General features: G+C 41.2%; 20 protein-coding genes. 7 read left to right on the top strand and 13 right to left on the bottom strand.

Annotated elements, in window-relative coordinates:
• Positions 1–488: 488 nt before the first annotated feature.
• The 4 genes from QUD05_RS13715 to QUD05_RS13700 form a co-directional block, all read right to left on the bottom strand.
• On the bottom strand, positions 489–1,001 hold the full coding sequence (locus QUD05_RS13715; RefSeq protein WP_289796545.1) for a kinetochore Spc7 family protein: 513 nt from the start codon (positions 999–1,001) through the stop codon (positions 489–491).
• Positions 1,002–1,030: 29 nt separating this feature from the next.
• Positions 1,031–1,945 carry a homoserine kinase gene (thrB, locus tag QUD05_RS13710; RefSeq protein ID WP_289796544.1) on the bottom strand — a complete coding sequence of 305 codons (915 nt, stop codon included), beginning with the start codon at positions 1,943–1,945 and terminating at the stop codon, positions 1,031–1,033.
• A gap of 244 nt (positions 1,946–2,189) precedes the next feature.
• Positions 2,190–3,878, bottom strand: a complete 1,689-nt coding sequence (locus QUD05_RS13705; RefSeq protein WP_289796543.1) for an NAD(P)H-quinone oxidoreductase subunit 4 — start codon at positions 3,876–3,878, stop codon at positions 2,190–2,192.
• Between the two features lie 226 nt (positions 3,879–4,104).
• On the bottom strand, positions 4,105–4,824 hold the full coding sequence (locus QUD05_RS13700) for a response regulator (protein ID WP_289796542.1): 720 nt from the start codon (positions 4,822–4,824) through the stop codon (positions 4,105–4,107).
• Positions 4,825–5,411: 587 nt separating this feature from the next.
• On the opposite strand from QUD05_RS13700, the gene QUD05_RS13695 reads away from it, so the two are divergent.
• Positions 5,412–6,506 carry a hybrid sensor histidine kinase/response regulator gene (locus QUD05_RS13695; protein WP_289796541.1) on the top strand — a complete coding sequence of 365 codons (1,095 nt, stop codon included), beginning with the start codon at positions 5,412–5,414 and terminating at the stop codon, positions 6,504–6,506.
• 351 nt (positions 6,507–6,857) lie between these two features.
• On the opposite strand, the gene QUD05_RS13690 is transcribed toward QUD05_RS13695, so the two are convergent.
• A complete protein-coding gene (locus QUD05_RS13690; RefSeq protein WP_289796540.1) occupies positions 6,858–7,040 on the bottom strand; it encodes a CsbD family protein in 183 nt (60 codons plus the stop codon).
• A gap of 576 nt (positions 7,041–7,616) precedes the next feature.
• On the opposite strand from QUD05_RS13690, the gene QUD05_RS13685 reads away from it, so the two are divergent.
• The 3 genes from QUD05_RS13685 (at position 7,617) to QUD05_RS13675 (ending at position 10,355) form a co-directional block, all read left to right on the top strand.
• The gene (locus QUD05_RS13685) at positions 7,617–9,296 is read left to right on the top strand and encodes a tetratricopeptide repeat protein (RefSeq protein ID WP_289796539.1); all 1,680 of its coding nucleotides are present in this window, start codon (positions 7,617–7,619) and stop codon (positions 9,294–9,296) included.
• Positions 9,297–9,658: 362 nt separating this feature from the next.
• Complete coding sequence (locus QUD05_RS13680) at positions 9,659–10,021, top strand: ribosomal maturation YjgA family protein (protein ID WP_289799960.1); 363 nt, start codon at positions 9,659–9,661, stop codon at positions 10,019–10,021.
• 25 nt (positions 10,022–10,046) lie between these two features.
• Positions 10,047–10,355 carry a hypothetical protein gene (locus QUD05_RS13675; RefSeq protein WP_289796538.1) on the top strand — a complete coding sequence of 103 codons (309 nt, stop codon included), beginning with the start codon at positions 10,047–10,049 and terminating at the stop codon, positions 10,353–10,355.
• Here QUD05_RS13675 and cobJ read toward each other — a convergent pair.
• The 4 genes from cobJ to QUD05_RS13655 all read right to left on the bottom strand — a co-directional run bounded on the left by cobJ (position 10,297) and on the right by QUD05_RS13655 (position 15,026).
• The gene (cobJ, locus tag QUD05_RS13670; RefSeq protein WP_289796537.1) at positions 10,297–12,021 is read right to left on the bottom strand and encodes a precorrin-3B C(17)-methyltransferase; all 1,725 of its coding nucleotides are present in this window, start codon (positions 12,019–12,021) and stop codon (positions 10,297–10,299) included. The genes QUD05_RS13675 and cobJ overlap by 59 nt on opposite strands.
• Positions 12,022–12,050: 29 nt before the next feature.
• Entirely contained in the window at positions 12,051–12,914 is an 864-nt protein-coding gene (locus QUD05_RS13665; RefSeq protein ID WP_289796536.1) for a hypothetical protein, read from the bottom strand.
• 34 nt (positions 12,915–12,948) lie between these two features.
• Entirely contained in the window at positions 12,949–14,241 is a 1,293-nt protein-coding gene (locus tag QUD05_RS13660) for a DNA methyltransferase (protein WP_289796535.1), read from the bottom strand.
• 395 nt (positions 14,242–14,636) lie between these two features.
• A complete protein-coding gene (locus tag QUD05_RS13655; RefSeq protein ID WP_289796534.1) occupies positions 14,637–15,026 on the bottom strand; it encodes a hypothetical protein in 390 nt (129 codons plus the stop codon).
• A gap of 166 nt (positions 15,027–15,192) precedes the next feature.
• Between QUD05_RS13655 and QUD05_RS13650 the strand changes: the two genes are divergently transcribed.
• A complete protein-coding gene (locus tag QUD05_RS13650; RefSeq protein WP_289796533.1) occupies positions 15,193–15,894 on the top strand; it encodes a DUF547 domain-containing protein in 702 nt (233 codons plus the stop codon).
• Here the strand turns inward: QUD05_RS13650 and QUD05_RS13645 are convergent.
• Both QUD05_RS13645 and QUD05_RS13640 read right to left on the bottom strand, forming a co-directional pair.
• Positions 15,879–16,634 carry a TIGR04283 family arsenosugar biosynthesis glycosyltransferase gene (locus tag QUD05_RS13645; protein WP_289796532.1) on the bottom strand — a complete coding sequence of 252 codons (756 nt, stop codon included), beginning with the start codon at positions 16,632–16,634 and terminating at the stop codon, positions 15,879–15,881. The genes QUD05_RS13650 and QUD05_RS13645 overlap by 16 nt on opposite strands.
• Before the next feature lie 69 nt (positions 16,635–16,703).
• Positions 16,704–17,165, bottom strand: a complete 462-nt coding sequence (locus tag QUD05_RS13640; protein WP_289796531.1) for a rhodanese-like domain-containing protein — start codon at positions 17,163–17,165, stop codon at positions 16,704–16,706.
• A gap of 199 nt (positions 17,166–17,364) precedes the next feature.
• Here QUD05_RS13640 and QUD05_RS13635 point away from each other — a divergent pair, with 199 nt between their 5' ends.
• On the top strand, positions 17,365–18,252 hold the full coding sequence (locus tag QUD05_RS13635) for a pirin family protein (protein ID WP_289796530.1): 888 nt from the start codon (positions 17,365–17,367) through the stop codon (positions 18,250–18,252).
• A 598-nt stretch (positions 18,253–18,850) separates the two neighbouring features.
• Positions 18,851–20,272 carry a collagen-like protein gene (locus tag QUD05_RS13630; RefSeq protein WP_289796529.1) on the top strand — a complete coding sequence of 474 codons (1,422 nt, stop codon included), beginning with the start codon at positions 18,851–18,853 and terminating at the stop codon, positions 20,270–20,272.
• 190 nt (positions 20,273–20,462) lie between these two features.
• On the opposite strand, the gene QUD05_RS13625 is transcribed toward QUD05_RS13630, so the two are convergent.
• Both QUD05_RS13625 and QUD05_RS13620 read right to left on the bottom strand, forming a co-directional pair.
• Entirely contained in the window at positions 20,463–21,023 is a 561-nt protein-coding gene (locus QUD05_RS13625) for an ABC transporter permease (RefSeq protein WP_289796528.1), read from the bottom strand.
• 499 nt (positions 21,024–21,522) lie between these two features.
• Positions 21,523–22,764: a patatin-like phospholipase family protein gene (locus QUD05_RS13620; protein ID WP_289796527.1), complete on the bottom strand. Its 1,242-nt coding sequence runs from the start codon at positions 22,762–22,764 to the stop codon at positions 21,523–21,525.
• Positions 22,765–23,177 lie beyond the last annotated feature (413 nt).

The following is a 23,177-nucleotide window of genomic DNA, read 5'->3' as shown; positions in this document are numbered from 1 at the left end:
GGGTTTCCAGATGCTGGATTGTCAAAAATGACTAATCCCTCAACTATGTTTAGCGACTTTTGAATTTTAAATCTCTTAAAGGTTTTCGCCCTATATTTATATATATAGCAAAACAATTTGAGGAACTTGTGAGGAAAGCCAGCATTTATCTTTGAGCATGAGGGAGCATCCCGTTTTGGAATAAATATCTTTGGGTTTCGAGCCTAAATCCCTTTCTCAAAGTTGCTATGTATGAGTCAAATTTTTATTAAGATTGCTGTAAATAAGTCAGGAACAGGATTGTAGAACAAGGCGATCTGTAGATATTTGACAAAAGCAGAAGAATGTAAATGACGAAAATTTTCTAGGCGATCGCTAACCACAAACTGGAGAATTTGAGTGGATAACTTGTTTTAAGTAAGTTATATTTTTGTTGAGAAAGATTCGGGTAATGGATAGCCTAAAAAGAGAGAAGTCAATATATTGCTACAAACGCAAAGGCTAAAACATTAAACAATCCGGTTGACAATTGTCCATACTTCCCCATCAGAGCGGACATAGGGAACGGAGATTGTCTTAAAGCCAGTAATAAAGGGCTTGTAATAAATCTGCCAATACATTGGACTCAGTTGATTGGCACAAGCCTTAAGAAAACGGACTTCTGCGGCTAGTTCACTTGCTAGTTGATTAATGCGTTCAGCATGAACCTGAGCCACTTCTTTCGCTTCCTCTAGCTGCTGCTGTTGGATAAGTTCTTTTGATGCAACTTGCGATCGCACTAACTTACCTTGTTTTTGTTTTATCTTGCCTTCCAAGGCTGCGATCGCTGCATCTATGCCTTGGAGTTCAACTGATAATTGGGCATTTTCTCTGGCTTGACGGCGGTAAGCTTCTACCATCGCCTGGGGTGAATCATTCTCGCCAGAGATGACATTATTTTTTTTAGTAAGTGCAGCGCGTTCTTCTAAAAGAATCTGAATTTGAGAGTTAAGCGCCGCTATTTCAGCCTGAGTTTGCTCCATAAATCGAGTTTTAAGTGCTGAGTAAAATATTAAAAGCTTTTTGCGCCTTGGGTATCGAGAGAAAGCGATCGCACCTCGGCTGTAATTCCTTCTTCTTGCCAAGCAGCTAACATCGCCGCCTCCACAGCCTTTGAGTGTAACTTATCCGCCAAAGCTAACAGTGTCGGCCCCGCACCACTAATTACCATACCATAAGCACCAGCACTAACTGCTGCGATGTTGACAGCATCATAACCAGGAATCAAAGCTTTCCGATAGGGCTGATGCAATCTATCTTGCAAAGCTGTCTTTAACCATTGTCCGTTACCAGTTTCTAAGCCACGCAACAATAAGCCCAAATGTGCCGTATTGAAAATCGCATCAGCACGACTCACCTCAGTTGGCAGAACGCCCCGCGCCTCGGAAGTAGAAAGTTCAAAATTAGGAATAGCCACAACTGGCACAACATCTTTATGCCAGGGAACATCACAAATTTCCCAACCTGCGCCACTGGTAGCAGCAAGACGACATCCTCCCAACAAAGCTGGAACTACATTATCAGGATGTCCTTCCATTGCGATCGCTAACTCCATCACCTGCGACTGAGACAGAGTTGCACCTTCTAGTTGATTAGCCGCAACCAACCCACCAACAATTGCTGTCGCCGAACTACCCAAACCCCGCGCCAACGGTACACCTAACTTAATTTCTATTTTTACAGTCGGCGGTGTCTGCTCTATGTGTTGATAGAATTTGACAAACGCTTGATAGAGAAGATTGCTTTCATCAGTTTGGACTCGTTCAGCTTCTGTACCAGTGACATGAATACTTAACCCACCTTCTTCCAGGCGAGTGAATTTAAACTCGTTGTACAGCTTTAAAGCTGCACCAATGCAATCAAAACCTGGCCCCAAATTCGCAGTTGTGGCGGGAACGGTAACAGTAACGGTAGAAACAACAGACATTGGTAAAACTCACTAATCATCAACTAGCATCCCATGTATTGGTATCACTTTGAGGCTAGTTTTTTAACCTAATAAAAACGCATATAGTGATCCTAAATGAGTTGTGAAAATCGATAGACTAAGATCCCCGACTTCTCAAAGAAGTCGGGGATCTTATTGTTCACGAATGATTTAGGACTGCTATAGACGGGTAGTACTTAGTTGTAGGCATCGCTCTTTTCGACAAGCTTAGTGGTCAAAAAGCTTACTTCAAAGTTCCCAAAACGGGCGCTGTCTCAACCTCGGAAATTTGCGGAACCAAGAGTCTCTTAGCATAAATCTGGGGATTGCTTTGCGAGACTATGGCATAAGACTGGCGAAGATTAGCATTGATTGCAACGGTCTTCACATCGTACATCTGCATCGCCATCTTAGGATAGAAACCAATACCAATAATCATTAGCAGAAAACAGGCGGCGATAAATACCTCACGGGGTCTAGCATCCTCGTAGACTGCATCTTCTGGCACGAGACAGTCTGTACCAAAACAAACTGTTCCCTCATCTTCTTGATTTTCCAAACCTGCATTATTAATGTCGCATAGTAGTGCTGCGTCTTTACCATAAAACACCTCTCGCAGCATAGAAAGTAGATAAATCGGTGTGAGAATAACTCCAACTGCGGCGAGAAAAACTGTTACGGTGCAGAAAGTCGAACTGTAAACGTCACTGCTGGTCATCCCAACAAATACCGAGAGTTCGCCAGCAAAGCCGCTCATACCAGGAAGTGCCAAGGATGCCATCGCGCCGATGGTAAACAGGGCAAAGACTTTGGGCATGGCTTGACCAATACCGCCCATATCTTTCATTACCATTGTGTGGGTGCGATCGTAAGTAACACCTGCTAAGAAAAACAGCACTGATGCAATTAAACCGTGTGAAATCATCTGCAACATCGCGCCGTTGATTCCCAAATCAGTGAAGGACGCAATCCCCAGCAGTACAAACCCCATGTGAGAAATCGACGAATAAGCTAAACGCCGCTTCATATTGGTCTGAGCAAAGGAGTTTAATGCACCATAGATAATGTTGACAACACCGAGAATGGCTAGAACTGGCGCAAAATAAATGTGTGCATCGGGAAGTAGTTCCAGATTCAGGCGAATCAGTCCATATCCGCCCATCTTCAGCAACACACCAGCTAATATCATTGATACAGGAGAGGATGCTTCGCCGTGGGCATCAGGCAACCAAGTATGCATGGGGAAAACAGCAAGCTTGACACCAAATGCAATCAACAATCCTGCATAAAGTAGCAGTTGTAGACCAAGAGGATATTCTTTGCTGGCGAGGGCAGTGATGTCAAATGTCATATCACCGCCGCCATATAACCCCATTGCCAGGGCTGCCACTAAAATAAATATAGAAGCAGCTGCGGTATACAACAAAAATTTCATAGCTGCATAACGACGCTTTTGTCCACCCCAAATGCAGACTAGTAGGTAGACGGGGATTAGCTCTACTTCCCACATAATGAAAAATAGCAGCAAGTCTTTGGCAACGAACACCCCTACTTGTGCAGAATACAGCACCAGCATCAAAAAATAGAAGAGGCGAGGGCGGTGATCAACTTGCCAAGCCGAAAACATCGAGAGTGTGGTGACAAATCCTGCTAGCAGCACAAGTGGCGCTGATAGTCCATCGACTGATACCGCCCAGTTAAGACCCAACTGAGGCATCCAGGCATAACTTTCCACCATTTGAAAACTAGCACTGCTGGCATCATAATGTTTCCAAAAGGCATAACACATCAAGGCAAAGTCTGCAATACCTATACCTAATGCATACCATCGAACGCGCTTACCATCTTTATCAGGCAGCACAGGGATAAGCAGGGAAGCAATGAGTGGCAGCAAGACAATTGCGGTAAGCCAGGGAAATTGATCCGCTATCATGTATATGAGAAAAAATACTTATTTGGGATGATGTCATTGTACTAAACCTTGTAACAATTTCTTCATAAGTATTTATCCTAGTTAACCATAAATATTTGTCCCAGTTAACCGCTTTGACTCAAAGACAATTGACTGGAAAATGGCGACTGGGCTTGCCGTGACTTGTACTGAGCGCAGTCGAAGTAGCGTAGCCGAACGGGACTGGGGAAGAAAGATTTTTAGTTGCTTAGGGTACTAATCCAGCCCGCAAAGCACGGACAGCAGCCTGTGTCCGGTCAGCAACACAGAGTTTATTAAGAATACCTCGAACATGAGTTTTGACAGTACCTACTGTTAAATAGAGCCTTTTGGCAATTTCTGCATTGTCACAGCCAGCGACAATCAACTCTAAAACATCCATCTCTCTGTGAGTTAAAGGATAGCTGACTATACTTTTCTCAGTATCTGCGTCAATACCTTCAATCAAGACTCTTTTTCCAGATGCGCCTCTGTTGCCATCGGGGAAATCTTGACGTATTTGTTGTAGTACAAGGTCTGCGATCGCTGGATCGATCCATGAGCTACCTGCATAAGTCGTTTGCACAGCCTCTATTAGTTTCTCTGTTTCTATATCCTTCATGCAATAAGAATCTGCACCTGCTGCAAATGCTGCTAAAACTGCTTGTTCGCTATTTTGCATCGTTAAAATTAGCAGCTTTGTTGTGTAGTCTTCATTCTCTGCCTGATGTTGCCTAAATGTGCGTGTTAGCTCAATACCATCCATGTCAGGCAAACCAATGTCAATAGTAGCAACATCCGGCTTGAGAGTTTTCAGAAGCTTGATACCATCCGCTGCATTGGCTGCTTCACCAACAATGTTGAACTCTGGCTGAGTTTGTAAGGCAGACCGCAAGCCGATTCTTGTCAGGTTGTGATCTTCAATCACAAGGATCTTGATTTCGCTCATAGTGCTTAACTTTACTGTTATTTATCTAAAGTACAGATTAAAATAATCTCGTTCTTCTATTCGGGATCTTATACAAAAAGCAATGCGTTTGGCATTATTCCCTGAAGTTCATCTACCATTAGACATAGATAACCTTATCTCGTAAGCTTTTCTAAGGCAAGAGTTTCGATATGACAATATAATTCAATCAAAAAATATTTTTATACATTAATCTAACGCTCGATGTTTTATGCTAAACAATTTTTCATGAACAATCTGGTAGCAAGTAAAAGTAGGTGATTATTAAGTAATAATTCTTGCTTTGAGCGGTCTTATGCACATAAAAGCGACTAAAATAATTCACTCTACCACCCAGACACTCATATTAATTGGATAATTTAGGCGGCTAATATACTTGTAAAAAGAATATTTTGTCAAATAAATAGCACATAGTCCCAAGAGAAAGTCAGTCTAATTACGTAGACAAAAGGTATTTAACTCAGGAAACTCTAAAAGAAAATGTTAATCCTTAATAATCTCAGCACTGGTGAAGTAAGCTATTACTAGATTTGCTAGGGATAGCCAAGCACTTCTTTTTTATTTAAGCCATGTCTTTACCTAAAACTGTCAAAAAAGATAAAATTCTCGTTGTCGATGATGTTTTTGACAATCTACTCGTCTTAGAAGCTGTCCTAGAAGATGAGGACTATGAAATTAGCTTGGTAGAAGATAGTAAGATTGCTCTGGCTATGGTTGAAGAGTCACCGCCAGACATAATTCTCTTAGATGTGATGATGCCAGAGCTAGATGGCTATGAATTTACTCGACGCATCCGACAGAATCAGGCGTTGCCATTTATCCCGATTCTGCTGCTCACGGCTCACTATGAGTCTAGCGTTGTTGAGGGACTAGACGCTGGTGCAGATGACTTCATTCGCAAACCATTCGATCCTGATGAACTACATGCAAGGGTGCGATCGCTCCTGCGCCTCAAGCATAGTATCGACGAACGAGATCAGATGGCGAATCTCCGGGCAGATTTTGTCTCGCGTTTTACTCACGATTTACGTATACCCTTAGTAGCCTCCAACCGCGTATTAAAATTATTGCTGGAAGGCAGGTTTTGCGATGTTTCGCCACAATTGCAAGAGATAATTGATACCATGATTGGCAGCAATCAAGACCTGCTGGAAATGGTAAATACCTTGTTAGAAGTTTATCGTCATGAAGCGGGCTGTAAAACCTTAAAAATTTCTCCCTGCAATATTCAGGAATTAGTGAGTGAAGTTTCCCAAGAATTAACTCCTTTAGCTGAAGAAAAAGGATTAGCTGTAAACATCGATCGAGGTGAAACTGCAAGCACCATTATGGGCGATCGCTTAGAACTGCGGCGAGTTTTGACAAATCTCATCGGCAATGCTATCAAATTTACAGATAAAGGTTCTGTAGATATTCACTGCTATCTGACTCCGGTAGCTGTGAATATTGATATCCGAGATACAGGGCCAGGAATTTCTAAACCAGATCAGGCAATATTATTCGAGCGATTTCGTCAAGGGAAACACCAACGTTCTGGTAGTGGCTTGGGACTATATCTTTCTCGCTGTATTATCGAAGCACATCAAGGCACAATCGATGTGACATCTGAACCAGGCAAGGGTAGCACATTTACTATCCGTCTACCTTTAGCTGACGAAAACTAAAAGTAGGCAGACAAAAAATTATTACCCTAATAACACTCTTAGTACAATAGAATCAGTAGAGTTATCTTGTAATGTTGGGATGTGTGTTAAAAGATAGGTAAATAGAATATTAATTATGAATTAGCACCTTTGGAAAAATCAGTAATAGATTGAGAAAATGTTTTGCGATCGCTATTATCAAAATCCCTGAAAATCTTAGGCAAAAAATAGAGTTAATAAAGGGAGAAGGTTCAGTAAATAATTATTTAACTTAAACCTTCTTCCTAAATAAAGTTTCACCTATTACATTACCGCCAAAATCTACTTACTTGAGCAACTTGTTACAGTGAGTAAAACCTCGATTGCGCTGTACTATTCTAAAGTCTTTTTAACTTCATCTTTAATATTCTCAGCGGTATGACGGACTTGGGCTTCAGCTTGTTTAGCTTTACCTTCAGCTTTATCTTTAGGATCGCCAGTTACTTCGCCAATTGCCTCTTGTACTTTTCCTTCGACGTTTTTAGCAAAAGCTTTTGCTTTATCTTCGATACTCATATTTCTTGTTCCTAAAGTATGTTGGTTGATTGCTTTTCTCGTGTTTGAAAAGCGCTGTAATGTTTATAGATTACTTCTAGAAAACTTTTAATTCTTCTATCTGACGATGTTTTTATGACAAATATTTTTGTCCATTGTACATAGTTATTTAACCTTGAAATTCATCTTTGGAAATTTAAGTAATATCCAAAAGAGCGAAAGGCTCATTTTATTGTTCTATCTTCAGACAAAATTATTTATTACTTCAGGTAGACAGCGATGATAATAAACTGCAATTTGGCTTATTACCACTGGATATGGTAAATACAGCACTCTTTATCTAAGTCGAGTACACTACATACCATTGGTGTCAACTTAAGCCAAAAACTATATCGGACAGGCGTTTTGCAAATCCCTCACGCCCTCATCCCCTAACCCCTTCTTCCTTGGGGGAAGGGAAATTGAATATCTAACTCCCCTCTCACGATGGGCTACCGATGTACACAAAAGTCTTAAAAACCTTGTTTGATAGGACTTTCCTCGTTTCCAGTCTCTCTGGCAATTGAATATTAAAAAAGAGCTTGAAGAAAAATAATCATGATGTACTTATTTATAGTTTGGGTGCTTATATTCTCTTTAGTCGCTCCTAGCGCGGCGATGTCTGACAACAAGTCGCTTCTCGACGAGAACCTACACCAACACGTCTACACTGAAGTAAAACAGCCATACTACTTAATATCTGGACTTGGCACAATCCACCATCCAGTTTCTACTTCTAATCCCCAAGCCCAAAAGTTTTTCGATCAGGGATTAAATTTAATTTACGCTTTCAATCATGATGAGGCGTTGCGTTCTTTTCAATACGCTGCCAAACTCGATCCGCATTTAGCGATCGCATATTGGGGTGTTGCTTTAGCCTTGGGGCCTAACATTAACTCGCCAATAGACCCCAATCGGGAATTAGCTGCTTACCAAGCGGTACAGCAAGCTTTGGCCGTTTCTACCCAAGCTTCCACCCAAGAACGAGACTACATTACCGCCTTAGCAAAACGTTACTCTCAAGATACCGATGCTGATTTGTATCAACTAGCGGTAGATTACGCCAAAGCAATGGGAAACCTAGTCAAGCGCTATCCTGATGATTTGGATGCAGCGACACTTTACGCTGAAAGCCTGATGGATCTGCATCCTTGGCAGCACTGGACTAAAGATGGTCAGCCACAGCCAGATACAGAAGAAATTGTGGCTATTTTAGAATCAGTTCTCAAACGTAACCCGAATCATGCAGGAGCTAATCATTACTATATCCATGCAGTAGAAGCCTCACCTTCTCCAGAACAGGCCCTTGTCAGTGCTAACCGACTCGGAACTCTAGCACCAGCAGCGGGACACTTGGTACACATGCCAAGTCATATTTATTTTCGTGTGGGAGATTATGAAGGGGCAATGCAGGCAAACAAGCAGGCGATCGCTCAAGATGATATTTACATCAAAAAATATCAAGTCCAGGGCACTTACCCCATGATGTATTACAACCACAACGTACATTTCCTCATGGTGGCTAGTAGCATGGCAGGAAGATATGAAGATGCTCTGAAATCCGCAGAAAAATTAGTTGCAAATGTTACTGCAATTGACCCTTATGTACCAATGCTTGAGGGATTCCTCGGCAGCAAAATGCTGATTCAAACACGCTTTAGTGATTGGGATGCCATCTTAAAAACTCCTGCTCCCGAAGCTAAATTGCCCACTACCTCAGCACTTTGGCATTTTGCTCGCGGTATGGCAAGTGCAGCCACAGGCAAACTTGAAGATGCAGCAAGTGAAAGTCGGGCCTTACTGGCTGCCAAACAGGGAATTTCCACCGAGGCAACTATTGGATTCAGTCCTGCAAGTAATATTTTAGACATTGCCTCAAAAGTTCTAGACGCCAAAATTGCTAGAGAAAAGCATGATTATGAATCTGCCATCCAATTGCTAGAAAAAGCGGTAGTAGCAGAAGATGCCCTAAATTATGTAGAACCACCAGACTGGTACTTTCCGACGCGAGAATCTTTGGGTGCTGTGCTTTTGGCTAAGGGTGACTATAGAGAAGCTGAGAAAGTCTTTCGTGCCGATTTAAAAAAATATCCCCATAATGGACGTTCTCTATTTGGCTTGCAGGCAAGTTTGCAGGCACTAGGCAAAGATGAGGCCGCTCAACTTGTCAAAGCTGAATTGGAGACAGCTTGGAAAGGTGATGTTCGGCAACTTAAGATTGCAACTTTGGTTAATTAGGGAACTCCAAGAAATAAATTATCCAATATTGTGGGGTGGGCAAGATGCCATTGGTGTCAAGTTAAGGCAAATGTCCAAATGTTAAGTGACATAGCAGCAGTGCGTCGGTGTCGCTGACGCACGGCTTTTACCAAGCCCATAGAGCGAGCGTTGATGCTCAACCAAGCAAGCAATAGTTGTAGTTGTGGGTTTTGCAAGAGTGCGCGGGCAAGCTCGCAAGGCGTTGAGATAGAGCTTGCCGACTCACAGACATTGCCTCTACTGGAAACCTACTCAGTAATAATATAATTTTCAACAGAGTCTATCAAAAATTAAAGAAGTTGATAGTCAAAGCAGGAATTTTTTGAACGCTATTGATTGCCATGTTTATCTTCAACAAAAAATATTTCTATCTCACACTTATACTCTTTTTCATAGAAGTATGTATTGCTGTTTTTGTCAATGATAGTTTCATTCGCCCTTTTATCGGTGACGTTTTAGTAGTTATACTAATTTATTGCTTTATCAAAGCTTTTTGGAATATACATTCATCTCTAGTCGCTTTATCAGTTTTTGCTTTTTCTTGTACTATCGAGCTTCTTCAATATTTTAATTTTGTAAATAATTTAGGATTGCAAAAATATAAGATTTTGGCCGTTGCATTAGGAAGTATATTTGATTGGAAAGATATTATTGCTTATGCAATAGGTATCCTAACAATCCTATGGTTTGAAAATAAAACATGATTACTTGAAAGTTGTTAATAGTACAATGTCTAAGCTAATAATAAAAACCGGGGGAAATAAATCCTATCAAAACTTTGTGAGTATCGTTTCAGTTTATAGTCATCAGGAAGGATGGGTGGTTATTCGTGACCATTGGTCAATCGAAAATCAACTTCATTGGGTCAAGGATGTAACTTTAAATGAAGATAACTGTATTCATACTGGCGGTTTTTCGCCAGCTAATTGGGCGATGGTCAGACAGTTTTTAGCCTCTTGGCTGACAGCGCCGATCGCGCCTATTGTTGAGTATAGCGACGCGGCGTATAAACCCAGATATTACCATCGCGGCGTTTGATAGTTCGGGTTTTTGTGGAACCAACAAGAATAATTGTCCGCATATCAGCGCTTGCTGGCGTTAACTGCTCAAGTGCGATCGCTTTTACTGTTTGTCCTGGGCGACCGAGATTTCGGGCCAATACTACTGGTGTATCTGGTGTTCGATGTTGCAGCAAAATATTTCTTGCTTCTGCCAGTTGCCAAGTACGCTCTTTGGAAACAGGATTGTAAAAAGCAATGACGAAATCAGCCTCAGCAGCAGCCGCAATTCGTTGGGCGATCGCAGACCAAGGTTTCAAGATGTCAGAGAGAGAAATAGCACAGAAGTCATGCCCAAGGGGCGCACCAATGGCTGCTGCTGCTGCCTGCATTGCAGAGATGCCTGAGGCCACATGAATGTCGATACTGTCCCATTCTGGTTTAGCATAGCGATCGCACACCTCAAAAACCGCTGTTGCCATTGCATAGATGCCTGGGTCGCCAGATGAAACTACAGCTACATATCGTCCAGATGCAGCCAAATCTAGGGCCATCTTTGCTCGTGCTTCTTCTTCGCGGTTGTCAGATTCATGCCGTTGCTTGCCATCAGCCAGAGAACCAACTAAATCTAAATAAGTTTTATAACCCACTAGGTCAGTTGCCGACTTGAGTATCTCCTTCACTTCTGGAGACATCCACAGCGAACCACCAGGGCCAGTGCCAATAATCGCTAACCGTCCGCGTGGCTGACCGATGGTGTTAGGGTCAATTACTTGAGGGGCAATAGCGATCGCAATGTGGGGAGATGAGAGAGATAAGGGAGATGTGCCTGTGGCGGCGATCGCTGCGGCTTGGGCGGGGCTATAACCTTGTGAAAGTAAGCTTTCTAGCTGATTTGAGGTAAAAAAGCGGGTGGGCACTTTCAAGGCGCTAGCTACGGCGTAGATTGCGGGATCGGCTGCGGCGGTGATGGGTGCAAATATCCCGGCTATTGATGTTTTTTCTAGTTTGGCATCAGCTAGTAGCTGTTGTACTAAAGCAACTGCATCATCAATCATGCCATTAATTGCGATCGCGATCGTTGCTGGGTGGTAAACAAGGCAGTTGGCTGTAGGAGTTACCAAACGTTCTGTAACTTGGATGGTCAAATCTCCCTTGGGATCTATCGGTAATTTACTATCGCTCAACCAAGGTGCTATTCCTTCGAGATTAACTTGCGCCCCAGCTAGCAAATCTGAAATAAATTTCTTCGCATCATCTGGGTTGGCTAAATGGTATCCAGGAGGAGGAGATAACAGCGTTGTGCCCAAACGTAAATCGCCTGTGGTCGTAATTGCAGGTTTGACATCCAGGGCTTCGGCAATGCGACGCGCTAAATCGTTGACTCCACCAAGTCCGCCCAAGAGAGGGACAACAGCACTACCATCTTCAGCCACAGCTAGCACTGGTGGTTCCTGTCGTTTATCCGAGATTACCGGAGCTAACGTCCTAATTAAAATGCCAGCGGCACAAATGCCAATCAGCGGCCTTCCCTGCATAAATAACTCGCGTAGCGTCTCGCCAAAATTTGTGAAGCTGACATCAACTTCCGATGTGCGACCCTCTAAACCGTATAATGTTGCCCCTGGTAAGACGCTGATTATCTTGCGTGCTACTGTCACGCTATTTTGACCTAGTATTACAATGGCAGGTGCAATGTTAATCATTACTTAATTACGAATTATTTAATTAGCCTTTAAACAAATGTTCTCAAAAATTTGAGTGCTTCAGTTTTATTTTTAAACATCGCATGAATTATATCGCCGTTATTATAACGAATGTCAATCTCGTACTTTATTGCTGGGGCAAACTTAGGTTGGTTTTCTGAATAATTCTGGATGTATTCAATAGCATTATTAATAGTTTCCGCTTCTTGAGATAGACCATGTAGGACAATGATATTTACCTGGTGGACTAGTCGAGCAAACGATTGTTCTAAAGTATTGATAAATTTATCTATTTGATATTTTTCTAGGCTGAGTATTTGATTTTTTATATTATTAATATCTGGAGTTGATAACTTTTTCCATTGAGCAATTTTATTTTGAAACTCGGATTCTAATGTACTTTCATTGAAAGATGCATTTATGCCAACTGATGTAAATGATTTTATGATATTTTCATACTTAAGATACAAAATTTTAAAGCCCTTAGATTCTAATTGGTCAAGCGCTCCTTGAGTAAATACACCTGCGAGAATAGCACCTAAAAATGGATTAAGTTGACTATAAGTGTCTGCCAGAGGAATAAGCGCTCCTTCAATTTCTTGAACTTTATTTCTAGAATGTTTGGTGTAACGCCGCCATGCAGTCTCAATAAACGCCACTGGAAGACCAAGAGTTTCTTCTGTACCTCCCCGCTCCAGTACATAGTCAAGGTCATGATAATTACCATAGCGATCCTGCCATGATACCTTTTTACTAATTCGTGCCTTGCGCTTCTTCTGATAGTCTAAGTAAAAACCATGCTCATCGGCCACTTGCTGAAGTGTTTCACAAATAAATTCTTGGATGAGATTCCCTAAAATCTGACCCCATTTATGTGACAATGACTCTGCCATTACAGTTGTACAAAATAATTTTTTTGTGATTAGCCTATCCGTAAACCCACAAACAACCTTCGCAAAGAGGAACTCTGTGCTTGCGATTTTTCCATTTGACATTACGATCGCGAATTTTTTCAAACTTAAAAGATTTAAATCCTGCTGCTTGTGCTAATAAACCCATCCATTCTATTACCGGAATATAAATTCCATAGGGAGCAGAATCACCAATTACAAAGCAAACTGTTGCAGGACTTTTACATACTCTACGAAGTGCTGTCCAAACTCTAGCCATGTCAAGAAAATAGCAAGCAATCATCAAATGATAATTTTTTTTACCTCCATGTAAATGTCGCTCTTGAGACAATTGATGGCAGATTTCAATAATACTAGCTTTGATTGGATATAATTCATGAGATGCTAGAACTTCGTCGATGTTTACATTCTTATTGGTGACGTGCTGTGAACATGAACGAATTAAGTATTGTCTCACCATAGTTTGCAAATCAGTCCAACCGGAAATTTCTTTCATAAAACACATTTCGAGACGTGTAGCATCCGCATAATCATAATTATTAGCGTATGGCGGTGAGGTGATTACCAAGTTGGTAAAATTATCAGGTATGCCCTGGCAAGTCCGAGCATCAGATTGAATGAGTGTCGAACTAGAAGCCGCTGTTTTTACTGCAATTTTCATATCTGTAGCTATATTCTCTGCCATTAGCTCAAAAGCAGATATTGGCTCTAAGAAAGATTGTTTCTTTTTATTTGGTAAGATATACTGCCAAGGTGCAGTTCCAGCATGAGAAACATGTCGAAGAATTGATATCAGTGTCAACCAAACTAACTGGGATTGAGATGAATCATCAGCGAGTTTTTCCCAAGCTTGGCGCAATCTATCTAGAGATTCAAGTGAAGATATAGTAAAGCATTTATGAATCAGTGTTGGGTATGTATCTACACATGGTTGCAGATTTTCTGCATATTTTATAACCTTTTTTATATGTTCAAGATAGGCATCAGAGTCAGTTTGATATAAAAGTTTAGCTCTTGCTATACGCACGACAAAAGGATGAGCCTCAATTCCAAAACATTCAACTCCAAGCTTTTCAGATGCAAGTAAGGTTGTACCAGAACCAGCGAATGGGTCTAAGACAGTAATTTCTCCTCGTTCTTGGAATTGAGTAATTATAGTTTCGACCCATTGTGCAGAGAAACCTGCACTAAATCTAAACCATCGATGAACTGGCAATTTCATGTTATCGATGAATGTAGACGAACTGTCAAAAGATTTAGAAATGCTAGAAGAAAACTTCTGAAATGGCAACTCTAATTGTTGATTCATTTGAATATTTATTATTTGTTAATATTCTAGGGTAAAAGTCCATTAAAAATTGAGGTTAAGGCTTTGTTTGTTGAATTAGCATAGACTCTTTAACTGCTTGCACTAGTTCTTCTTATGTGCATTGAGTTATAGCGCTTTAACTTGCCAATATGCAACAGGTAATTGTCGCATGATTCGGCATTCTATCTGATGCAAAGGGTCATTTGCTTGTGTGAAGTTAGGTGATACTTGATACTTGTTTTGTGGTAATTTTGATTGTCAACGCCAAAAAGCTTTGATTTCAAGTGATGGAAAAGCGATCGCATTCTCTCAAAAAAGTGCGATCGCTTGTTAAATTAGAGATTAGAACTCCAACCAAAATCCAAAAAATTTCTTCCCTAATCCCCAGTCTCAACTCAATTAGCTTTACGTTCTTTCAGTACTTGATCTAGCAAGTTTCTAGCAGGTTGTGCTTTGGCCAACGCTACTTGATGGTCATTATAAGCACGAACAAGGCGAGAAAGACTGCTCACACCTGTCTTGAGTTGCTCAAGTTCTTCACCAGCAACTAGTTCTCCATCAAGCATCCGCCCAATCAACGGTTTGATATCGCCCACTTCCTGGCGGACTTTTTGGAGCTTTTCTAAAGAACTCAGTAAGGTTTTTAGTGAGTTCAATATATCGTCAATATCTTGGGCATCCTCCACTGGCTCAGGCGGATTTTCAATTGCAATCGTATTTTTGTCTGAAACTGTAGGCAATTCCTCTACAGACGTTTCACTTATAACCCCGTTTAACCGTGCCATCAACGCTTCCTCAAGGAATTTTCCTCAGTGTATCGCTGATTTCAAGTTGCCAAAGATGGTATTGTTATAATTCGTTAAATAAATACTTGTACAAATTCAACTCTACGTTGCGATCGCGAAAGCAAAGAATTCCCTTAGCTACGGCCAACATATAAACACAGCAATAATGATAGATTTTGAACCTTGGGACAGGTTGTTGCGTCAGTATGTCGATCGCCAGGGTCGTGTAAACTATATTGCTTGGAAAACTGAGCAACCTCAAGCGCTAGCTAATTGGTTGTCGAGTCAAAAAAATCTGGCTTTTACATCTAATAGCAACACTTCTGAGCAATTGGCATTGTGGATCAACCTTTACAATGCGTTCACCATTTCGACAATTTTAGAAAGATACCCGCTTGAGTCAATTCGTCCGCGAATCTTAGGCATTCCCAACTGGTTGGCTTTTTTGTGGTTCTTCCAACGTCGTGCTTATTATATATTTGACAAGCATTACAGTTTAGCCCAAATAGAAAACCAGATTCTGCGGAATCAATTGCAGGAGCCACGAATTCATTTTGCAATAGTCTGCGCTTCGGTTGGTTGCCCGTTACTGCGTGCTGGAGCTTATTTTCCTCAACAAGTTACTCAGCAGTTAGATGAAGATACCCGTCGCTTCATTAACAATTCTGAAAAAGTCCGTTATGACTCAGTTAGTAAAACGCTCTACTGTAGCAAAATCTTTAAATGGTATCGTCAAGATTTTCTTAAGGTCAAATCCTCTATTCCAGAATATATCCGCTCTTACTTAGAAACAGACTTGCCAATAAATGCTTCAACGCCGATTTCCTATCTCTACTATGATTGGAACCTGAATCAGCGAATATCTTGATAAAATTGTTTGAGATAATTTGCATCAACGCCAATTCCCCACAAAAAACCGATGTAAAGGTAGATTGCGTTTGCTTTCCAGCTACCCCATTTTGCTACACGGCGATCTGAAGAGTGAACAATGCGGTTCACCAGATAAATGCGTCCTTTTTTAACCAATTTCAGGCATAAATCTCCATCTTCCATAATCGGTAATGCCTCGTCAAATCCATTGCAATCCCAAAAGTCAGTGCGACGACAAAACATTACCTGATCTCCGAACAACAGGCGCAATCCTCGAAAAAACAGGTGAGGCTTAAATAGCAGTGGTGCGTAGTAGGTTTTTAGATAATTATGTAGAGAGATGCCCCAGCGAGTCGTTTGAGATCCACTCATCAGAGAAATGAACCCCCCACAAGCAATGGTTGGCTCTACTAGGGTTTGCTCGATTAGAGTGATTAAGTCATCCGGCACCCAAGTATCTGCATGAAGAAAGCAAAGAATATCTCCAGTTGCAGCCGATGCTCCATAATTCATCTGAATAGAACGCCCACGCTGTTTAGATGAAAGAACTTGTACGCCTAGCGATTGATTGAATGACCCAAAGCATTGCTTTGCAACTGCCACTGTCTCATCATCGCTACCACCATCTACTACTATCACTTCAAAAGCAGGCGGATTAAGTAAAGTCAATTGGCGCAATGTCCGCTCTAAGCTAACTGCTTCGTTTAAAGTAGGAATGACAATCGAAACTTGAGACATGCAGCATAAGTAGTTTTATCGTTGCTTTTATTCTACTTGCTGAATGTTGACAAGCTCTTAGTCCAAAGGTCAACACTCGTGAGCATGGTAAGTAGCTTTTAGTAATTTTCCCCAGATTGCATTGTAAGGATGTACAACCTTTGTCGGATGCCCATTTTGAAAGATTGGCCTGCCTTGGTTTGCCCACTGAAAAATTCCACCACTCAAGTTATAAATGCACTTAATCCCGGCTTCATCCAGTTTTTGGGCTAATTTTGCGCTTCGGTAGCCAACAGCACAGTACACAACAATTGGTCTATTTTGGGAAACTGTTGTAACTGCTGTTAAGTCCTCTGTGAGAGGATCTATGCGTACTGCTGTTTCAAGATGACTGACTGCATACTCAGTCTGACTTCGTGCATCTAGTACTAATGGACGAGGCTTTGCAGAATCTAATAGTAATTGAGCTAATTGGTTGCAATTAATTTCCTTAACAGTAGGAAACTGAAATTTGATCAGAAGTTTAAGAAAGTTAAACGTGAGCGATCGCACTTGTGAAAAGACTCTCTGGTTGAGAAACAATACTAACGGGGGCTGTGTTTAATATTTAATAGTAAAAAACGATCAAAGAATAAGCGATCGCACTGGCATAAACTCTCCAAAACAAACAGATAACTCATCCAGATTAGCTTATTTTCAAGTAAATATACTTATAATAATTACAGCATTTACTAATCACCTGCGATTATTTATGGCAATTCTTCAACTGATTGAACCCGAAGTTAAAAATCTGGGTGGTTTTTCTGCCCGCCGCAGTTTGCCATATCCTAATCGCCAAACGGTTGGGCCGTTTATCTTTTTCGATCATCTTGGCCCATCCGTTATGCCCCCCAATCAAGGCATCGATGTCCGACCGCATCCTCATATCAATCTGGCAACCGTAACTTATTTATTTGATGGTGCTTTGATGCATCGCGATAGTTTGGGTACTGTGCAGGAAATCCAACCAGGTGCAGTCAACTGGATGACGGCGGGAAAGGGGATTGTCCATTCAGAACGCTCACCTGACTTTGACCGTCACCAAGAAACTACTATTCATGGCATTCAAACCTGGGTTGCTCTGCCTGTTGAACACGAAGAAACAGAGCCAACGTTCATTCACTATCCGGCTGAAATCCTTCCCACTTGGGAAGAGAATGGCGTTATCATCAAACTTATTGCTGGGCAAGCATTTGGCTATACCTCACCTGTAAAAGTTCTCTCACCTATTCTCTATTTAGATGCAGTGTTGTCTGCTAACACCCACTTTACTATCCCTACAGATTATTCACAAAGGGCAGTATATAGTGTCACCGAGGGGTTGAGGATTAATGATGAACCGATGGAGCAATATCGTCTCGCTATTCTAGAGTCAGGCGATCGAGTTGAGGTTTCTGCTACAGATGCTGCTCGATGTATTGTTATTGGCGGTGAGCCGTTAGGTACACGCTACAAATGGTGGAATTTTGTCTCTAGCCGACCAGAGCGAATAGAGCAAGCTAAAGCTGATTGGCGCGACTCTCGTTTTGCGAGCGTGCCAGATGAAACAGAGTTTATTCCACTGCCAGAAGTGGTAACAGAAGCTAATCCTTTTTCATAAGTGTGTCAAAATAATTCGTAATTTATAATTCGTAATTCGTAATTATTTACCCCACGGCTGAAGCCGGGGGCTAAAATGCGGAAAAAATTGTTTTTTTCCATTAATAAATTAAGGGGCTTATATAGCGTTTCCTAATCATAAAAGGTACATTCTAGTCCCCTCTCGAAGAGCCTACGGTGTACACACAAGTCGAAAAATCCTCTACAGTGAAACTGTCACGCCCACCCATATCCCGCCCAGAACTGAAGTTCAGGGCTGATAGCGAAACTCCACTGAAAGTGGACTAAATAATTAATTCAGTCCACTTTCAGTGGACTTGGGCTATGAGACTCGGAATTCATTCCGAGGCGGGATCAAAACACAGTGCGAGATTCATTAATAAAGAAAGATATAGACTTGTGTGTACACCGTAGCTCGAAGAGCGGGGAGGGGGTTGGGGGTGGGGTTCTTGTAACTCACTTAACCGAGAACCGCTATATCCAGAATTTATTAATTACGAATTACGAATTACGAATTACGAATTACGAATTACGAATTACGAATTAGTAATTCTTCGGTCAGGATTAGATAATTCAACTAAAGTTTTAGGTGTAAGTAGATGCACAATGGTTTTAGGAGTAAGCTGCCACTACTGCTGACATTCTGCTTATTTACTAGCTTTTTGCCTGCCTCTGGTTCAGTTTTATGTCCAGCCGTTGCCTCTGACGAATACTATAAATTAGCCAGAGATTATGGCAGAGATGGACGTGCAGGAACCGATGGGCGATCGGGTAGGGATGGTAGCAGCGGTGAAAACCAAAATATTTTTGTCAATGGTTCACCTGTAAATCTTGACTTGTCGGGTAAAAATGGTGAAGACGGGGAAGACGGGGAAGATGGTTATCAACCTGACTGTGGTTCCCAACGCGGCAATCGCGTCAGCCATGATATAAATGCACCAGATGGTGGTAACGGTGGTAATGGTGGCAAAGGAGGAGATGGGGGAAATGGTGGTTCCCTCACAGTGTATTACAACAATTTGGCAGAATTACGGAATATTTCTGTCCAGGCAACTAGTGGGGAAGGTGGGCGCGGTGGTAGAGGTGGCAAAGGTACGGAGGGTTGTAACTGTCACAGACGGAGATGGGAAGTAAAAACCTGCAAGGGAACTCCTGGTAGCCCTGATTATAAGTGTACCGAAAAGGTTTATCGATGTAGCGATGGTAGCGATGGGCGAGATGGCAGCGATGGTAGTGATGGTAGCCAAGGGCGCTTAGGAACTTTGAGTATTGTCAATAGCAAGGAACCTTTGGCAGCTGATACTCCAACTGTGCAGCTAGCAATTTCGGAACTGATAAACAAACAGTTCAAACTCTCCAAGAATAAGTGGAATCAACGCATAGGCGCAGCTTCTCTACTTGCGCCTGGTTCTGCGATCGCCGATGATTATCGAGAGTTTGAACAGCGTCTAGAAGAGGCTTTTCAAATAGTTTGGCAAGAAAGACAACCCATTACCAGCTTTGGCAATCAAGCTGTAACGCTAAATTTAACTGATAACAAACAAGTAGAAATTACTTTTTCTGAGGAATTATGGGTTGAAGGTAACAGCAAAAGTGAGGCTAACTTAACAACATTTACCGTTAACCATGCCATTCCCAAAAAAGATGTCACTCGGTTAGCTGTGGCAGAATTTGCCGATGCCGGACAAAATCTCAATTTAAAAATAGTCGATTTGGCAGCCAAGTCTGATGCCATTAATACTCAGTTTCGCGTCAAATTCCGCGCCCAAGATAGCTCGCATGGTTTTTCTGGCTACAAAACTGAATTTGAAGGGGATATTCCCACCGAACTTGTGACTCGTGACTACAACCGTTTTACTCTAGCTTTGGGCAAGCTCAAAATTCCTGACGAAGCTTTACGCCCTGGTGTCAACGTTGATATTGAAGTCGTAGCAACTCGTTCTTTAGGAATACGTTCTGCCAAGCAAACTATTAGCTGGCAGGGTGCAATCCGCAAGGCGGAATTAAAAATTAAAAATTAAAAATGAATACAGCATTAGCATTTCATTGATTTGGAATGGGTGGTTTATTTCCACCGTGTTGTACTAGAAAAGAAAAATTCAGAATCAAGAAGCTGCGCTACCCGCCAGCGATGCACTGAGCCTGTCGAAGTGTCGTACACAATTCATTCTGAATTCTGACTCCTGACTCCTGAATACTGTTCGATAAAGTTTAAGAAGATTTTTTCCCATCTGAAACCATTTGCGAGAGAAGATAGGCTGCGAAATCTAGTAACTGATCCAGCAAAAATCCAATAATACCGATGTATAAGATTTCCTGGATTATGTAATCAGTATTGCCAGCTTTATAAGCATCCCAGAGGGTGAAGCCAAGTCCTCTTGGGCCTGTTAACATTTCTGTGGCAATAACGATAAACCAGGCTACCCAAATACTAACTTTCAACGCATGAAATATATGAAAAATAGCTACTCGAAAGTTATTATTCTGTCTCTTGAAATGCCGCATCCCTATTGCTGTATTAATAATCATCGTCCAAAGAGTCCCCAGAAAAACTACTACAATAGCAGCCGAGTCGCTCTCTTGAAACGCGATGAGAGCAATAGGTAGCAAAGCGATAGGAGGGATACTATGAGGTATCTGAAATATCAGCCGAAATAGCTGATAAACCATGCTATTTATCCCGATAAAATATCCGATAAAACTACCCAATACAGCGGCTGGAATATAACCAACAAATAACCGTTGCAGGCTAGCTAAAATGTCTAAAAACATATTATTTTCTCTGCCTCAGTTCTCATGGAAAAGATTCGGTAAATACTGCGGCAACAACACAAAACAGGGCTGAGAAAAATGTATTGAATTACACATTCTATTTTGTTGCTAAAAGATTTTTTATATCTTCTCCTCGTTAATTACTAATTAAAAAACTTAGGTATTATTACGATGTGATAGTAGTAGTACAAAGAAGAGGTAAAGCTTGACTTTACTAAACTTTATCAGAAAAGCAAATTTTAATTAGTAAATTAAATACAATTTCTAGAATTTATCAAAGAAGGCAGTTATTGCTAGAGCTTACGTGCGTAGTTTACCGCACTTCTCTACGAGACGCTCCGCGAACGGCAAGGCTCAGTGACCACCGTAGGCATCGCTCCTTGATTATCTAAGCTGATGCAACGAGCCAGAAAAAGTCTTGAACGGCATGTAAAAATCAATTGGTTGGGGTTTGAATACCCATCCAATTGTAGACAGTTGTAAATAATGACACAGTTCGCTAGTTATCTTTAATAAAAGATGCGATCGCCTTTTTTATCGGAGAACCGGAATCGTCTCTGGTGTAATACGTAAGACCCTGATCGATGAATGCAGAGGTAGTATCTATTAACTGCTGAAGAATCTCGGAATTAGTATTATCTATTTCTTCAGTGACTTTTTCCCCTGTAAATTTATTTTTCCGCTCTTCTGGAGGTAAGACAATGCGAGGATCTTTATAAGTCTCTTTTGGCTTAGGTTTAAATGTCTCATTTAAGTCAAACTGAAGACGTAAGTAACGTTTAGACTCATATCCACCCATAATTTGTCGGCAAATCGTACTATCAATCTCAGATGTAGGTTCCATGAATATGTTAGTAAGATTTTTGATCCAGTCTAAGCCTCTCCATTTGCTGATTTGCTTATATTGATATGGTTGACCAGTTTGACCTGTGCCAATAGAAAGAATAGAAATATCTTCCAATCGCAGATTATCTAGTTTATATTGTTGCTTGATTTCTGGAGATACTGAAGACTGACTAATCCTCATCACTAAACTCAAAGCTGCAAGAGCAGGGTTATTAGCAGAAACTCCTCCATCAATGTGTGGAAATTCCCAGTCACCAAATTTTTGTTTATCTACAGGTTCTAATTTATATGGTGGAAAAAAAGTAGGCGCTGAGGCAGAAGCGGTACATATTTCCCATAAATAGCAGTCATCGTACCATCTGTCTCCTAAATCGGGATGACAATTTGTAAAAAAGGTGGTGTTGCGATATAGCGTATCGTAAGCAAGAATCAAAAGAATGGGTTTTTCGATATCCTTGATTCTTGTGGATTTATAGGCATCTTTGAGTACGCTAGTAATTCCATCATGAGAATATTTAGATGGAGAAAATACCTCAATAATTGATTTGATGATGGACGGAAAGTTTTTGTAGCGCTCTTTGATCTCCAGAGGGAATATATCTTTACCTCTATTTTTATACATTCTAATGAGTTCATCGCTCTCATTTCCGAGAGCAATTCCTCCTGCTAATATTGAACCAGTAGAAGTACCAGCAACCATGTCAAAATATTCGTGTAAAAACTCTCCTTTTCCCTGATTTCTAATTTCTTGTTCTACTTGTTGAAGTATTCGTGCTGCAACAACTCCACGAATACCGCCACCGTCTAAAGCCAAAATTCTGAAGGACATAAGCAATTCTCTTTGATTATTTTTCTGTGGACAAGCATCATGAGATGAATCACAATACGGTTCCATTAGCTTGTTTACTCTTATCCGACTTATCCGACTTATCCGACTGGAAGAATACCTAAGTTTTTTTTAATGAAGTGCCTTCTCTACGAGACACTACGTATAGCTTGCTTTTGCGTAGAGGGGGTATGCCTAGGATTGGTGTTAACTTAACGTGAAAGCCATCTTAGAAGCAGCTTTTAGATATTGTTTCATTCCCAGTCTTCGACTGGAAATTCCGTCCTAGAGGCTCCGCCTCCCTCAACACTGTTCGATTAAGGCAAGAGACGCGATAAATCGCCGTCTCTACAATAGTCAATCTTTCGTAGAGACGGCGATTTATCGCATCTTTGTGATGATTTAACTTGAAACACTTAGAAATCCAGCAAATTTCTACGTTGTGAGGTACAGAAATACCCCACCTGCACAATCTGGCATGA

This window comes from Nostoc sp. GT001 (assembly GCF_030382115.1).
In the GTDB taxonomy this organism is placed as follows: domain Bacteria; phylum Cyanobacteriota; class Cyanobacteriia; order Cyanobacteriales; family Nostocaceae; genus Nostoc.
The sequence above is the reverse complement of the archived record's forward strand: the minus strand, read 5'-3'. Positions and strand labels throughout refer to the sequence as shown.

Coding starts and splice junctions, on each gene's coding strand:
- QUD05_RS13715 (WP_289796545.1), bottom strand. CDS start 1,001: ATGGAGCAAACTCAGGCTGAAATAGCGGCGCTTAACTCTCAAATTCAG.
- thrB (WP_289796544.1), bottom strand. CDS start 1,945: ATGTCTGTTGTTTCTACCGTTACTGTTACCGTTCCCGCCACAACTGCG.
- QUD05_RS13705 (WP_289796543.1), bottom strand. CDS start 3,878: ATGATAGCGGATCAATTTCCCTGGCTTACCGCAATTGTCTTGCTGCCA.
- QUD05_RS13700 (WP_289796542.1), bottom strand. CDS start 4,824: ATGAGCGAAATCAAGATCCTTGTGATTGAAGATCACAACCTGACAAGA.
- QUD05_RS13695 (WP_289796541.1), top strand. CDS start 5,412: ATGTCTTTACCTAAAACTGTCAAAAAAGATAAAATTCTCGTTGTCGAT.
- QUD05_RS13690 (WP_289796540.1), bottom strand. CDS start 7,040: ATGAGTATCGAAGATAAAGCAAAAGCTTTTGCTAAAAACGTCGAAGGA.
- QUD05_RS13685 (WP_289796539.1), top strand. CDS start 7,617: ATGATGTACTTATTTATAGTTTGGGTGCTTATATTCTCTTTAGTCGCT.
- QUD05_RS13680 (WP_289799960.1), top strand. CDS start 9,659: ATGTTTATCTTCAACAAAAAATATTTCTATCTCACACTTATACTCTTT.
- QUD05_RS13675 (WP_289796538.1), top strand. CDS start 10,047: ATGTCTAAGCTAATAATAAAAACCGGGGGAAATAAATCCTATCAAAAC.
- cobJ (WP_289796537.1), bottom strand. CDS start 12,021: ATGATTAACATTGCACCTGCCATTGTAATACTAGGTCAAAATAGCGTG.
- QUD05_RS13665 (WP_289796536.1), bottom strand. CDS start 12,914: ATGGCAGAGTCATTGTCACATAAATGGGGTCAGATTTTAGGGAATCTC.
- QUD05_RS13660 (WP_289796535.1), bottom strand. CDS start 14,241: ATGAATCAACAATTAGAGTTGCCATTTCAGAAGTTTTCTTCTAGCATT.
- QUD05_RS13655 (WP_289796534.1), bottom strand. CDS start 15,026: ATGGCACGGTTAAACGGGGTTATAAGTGAAACGTCTGTAGAGGAATTG.
- QUD05_RS13650 (WP_289796533.1), top strand. CDS start 15,193: ATGATAGATTTTGAACCTTGGGACAGGTTGTTGCGTCAGTATGTCGAT.
- QUD05_RS13645 (WP_289796532.1), bottom strand. CDS start 16,634: ATGTCTCAAGTTTCGATTGTCATTCCTACTTTAAACGAAGCAGTTAGC.
- QUD05_RS13635 (WP_289796530.1), top strand. CDS start 17,365: ATGGCAATTCTTCAACTGATTGAACCCGAAGTTAAAAATCTGGGTGGT.
- QUD05_RS13630 (WP_289796529.1), top strand. CDS start 18,851: ATGCACAATGGTTTTAGGAGTAAGCTGCCACTACTGCTGACATTCTGC.
- QUD05_RS13625 (WP_289796528.1), bottom strand. CDS start 21,023: ATGTTTTTAGACATTTTAGCTAGCCTGCAACGGTTATTTGTTGGTTAT.
- QUD05_RS13620 (WP_289796527.1), bottom strand. CDS start 22,764: ATGGAACCGTATTGTGATTCATCTCATGATGCTTGTCCACAGAAAAAT.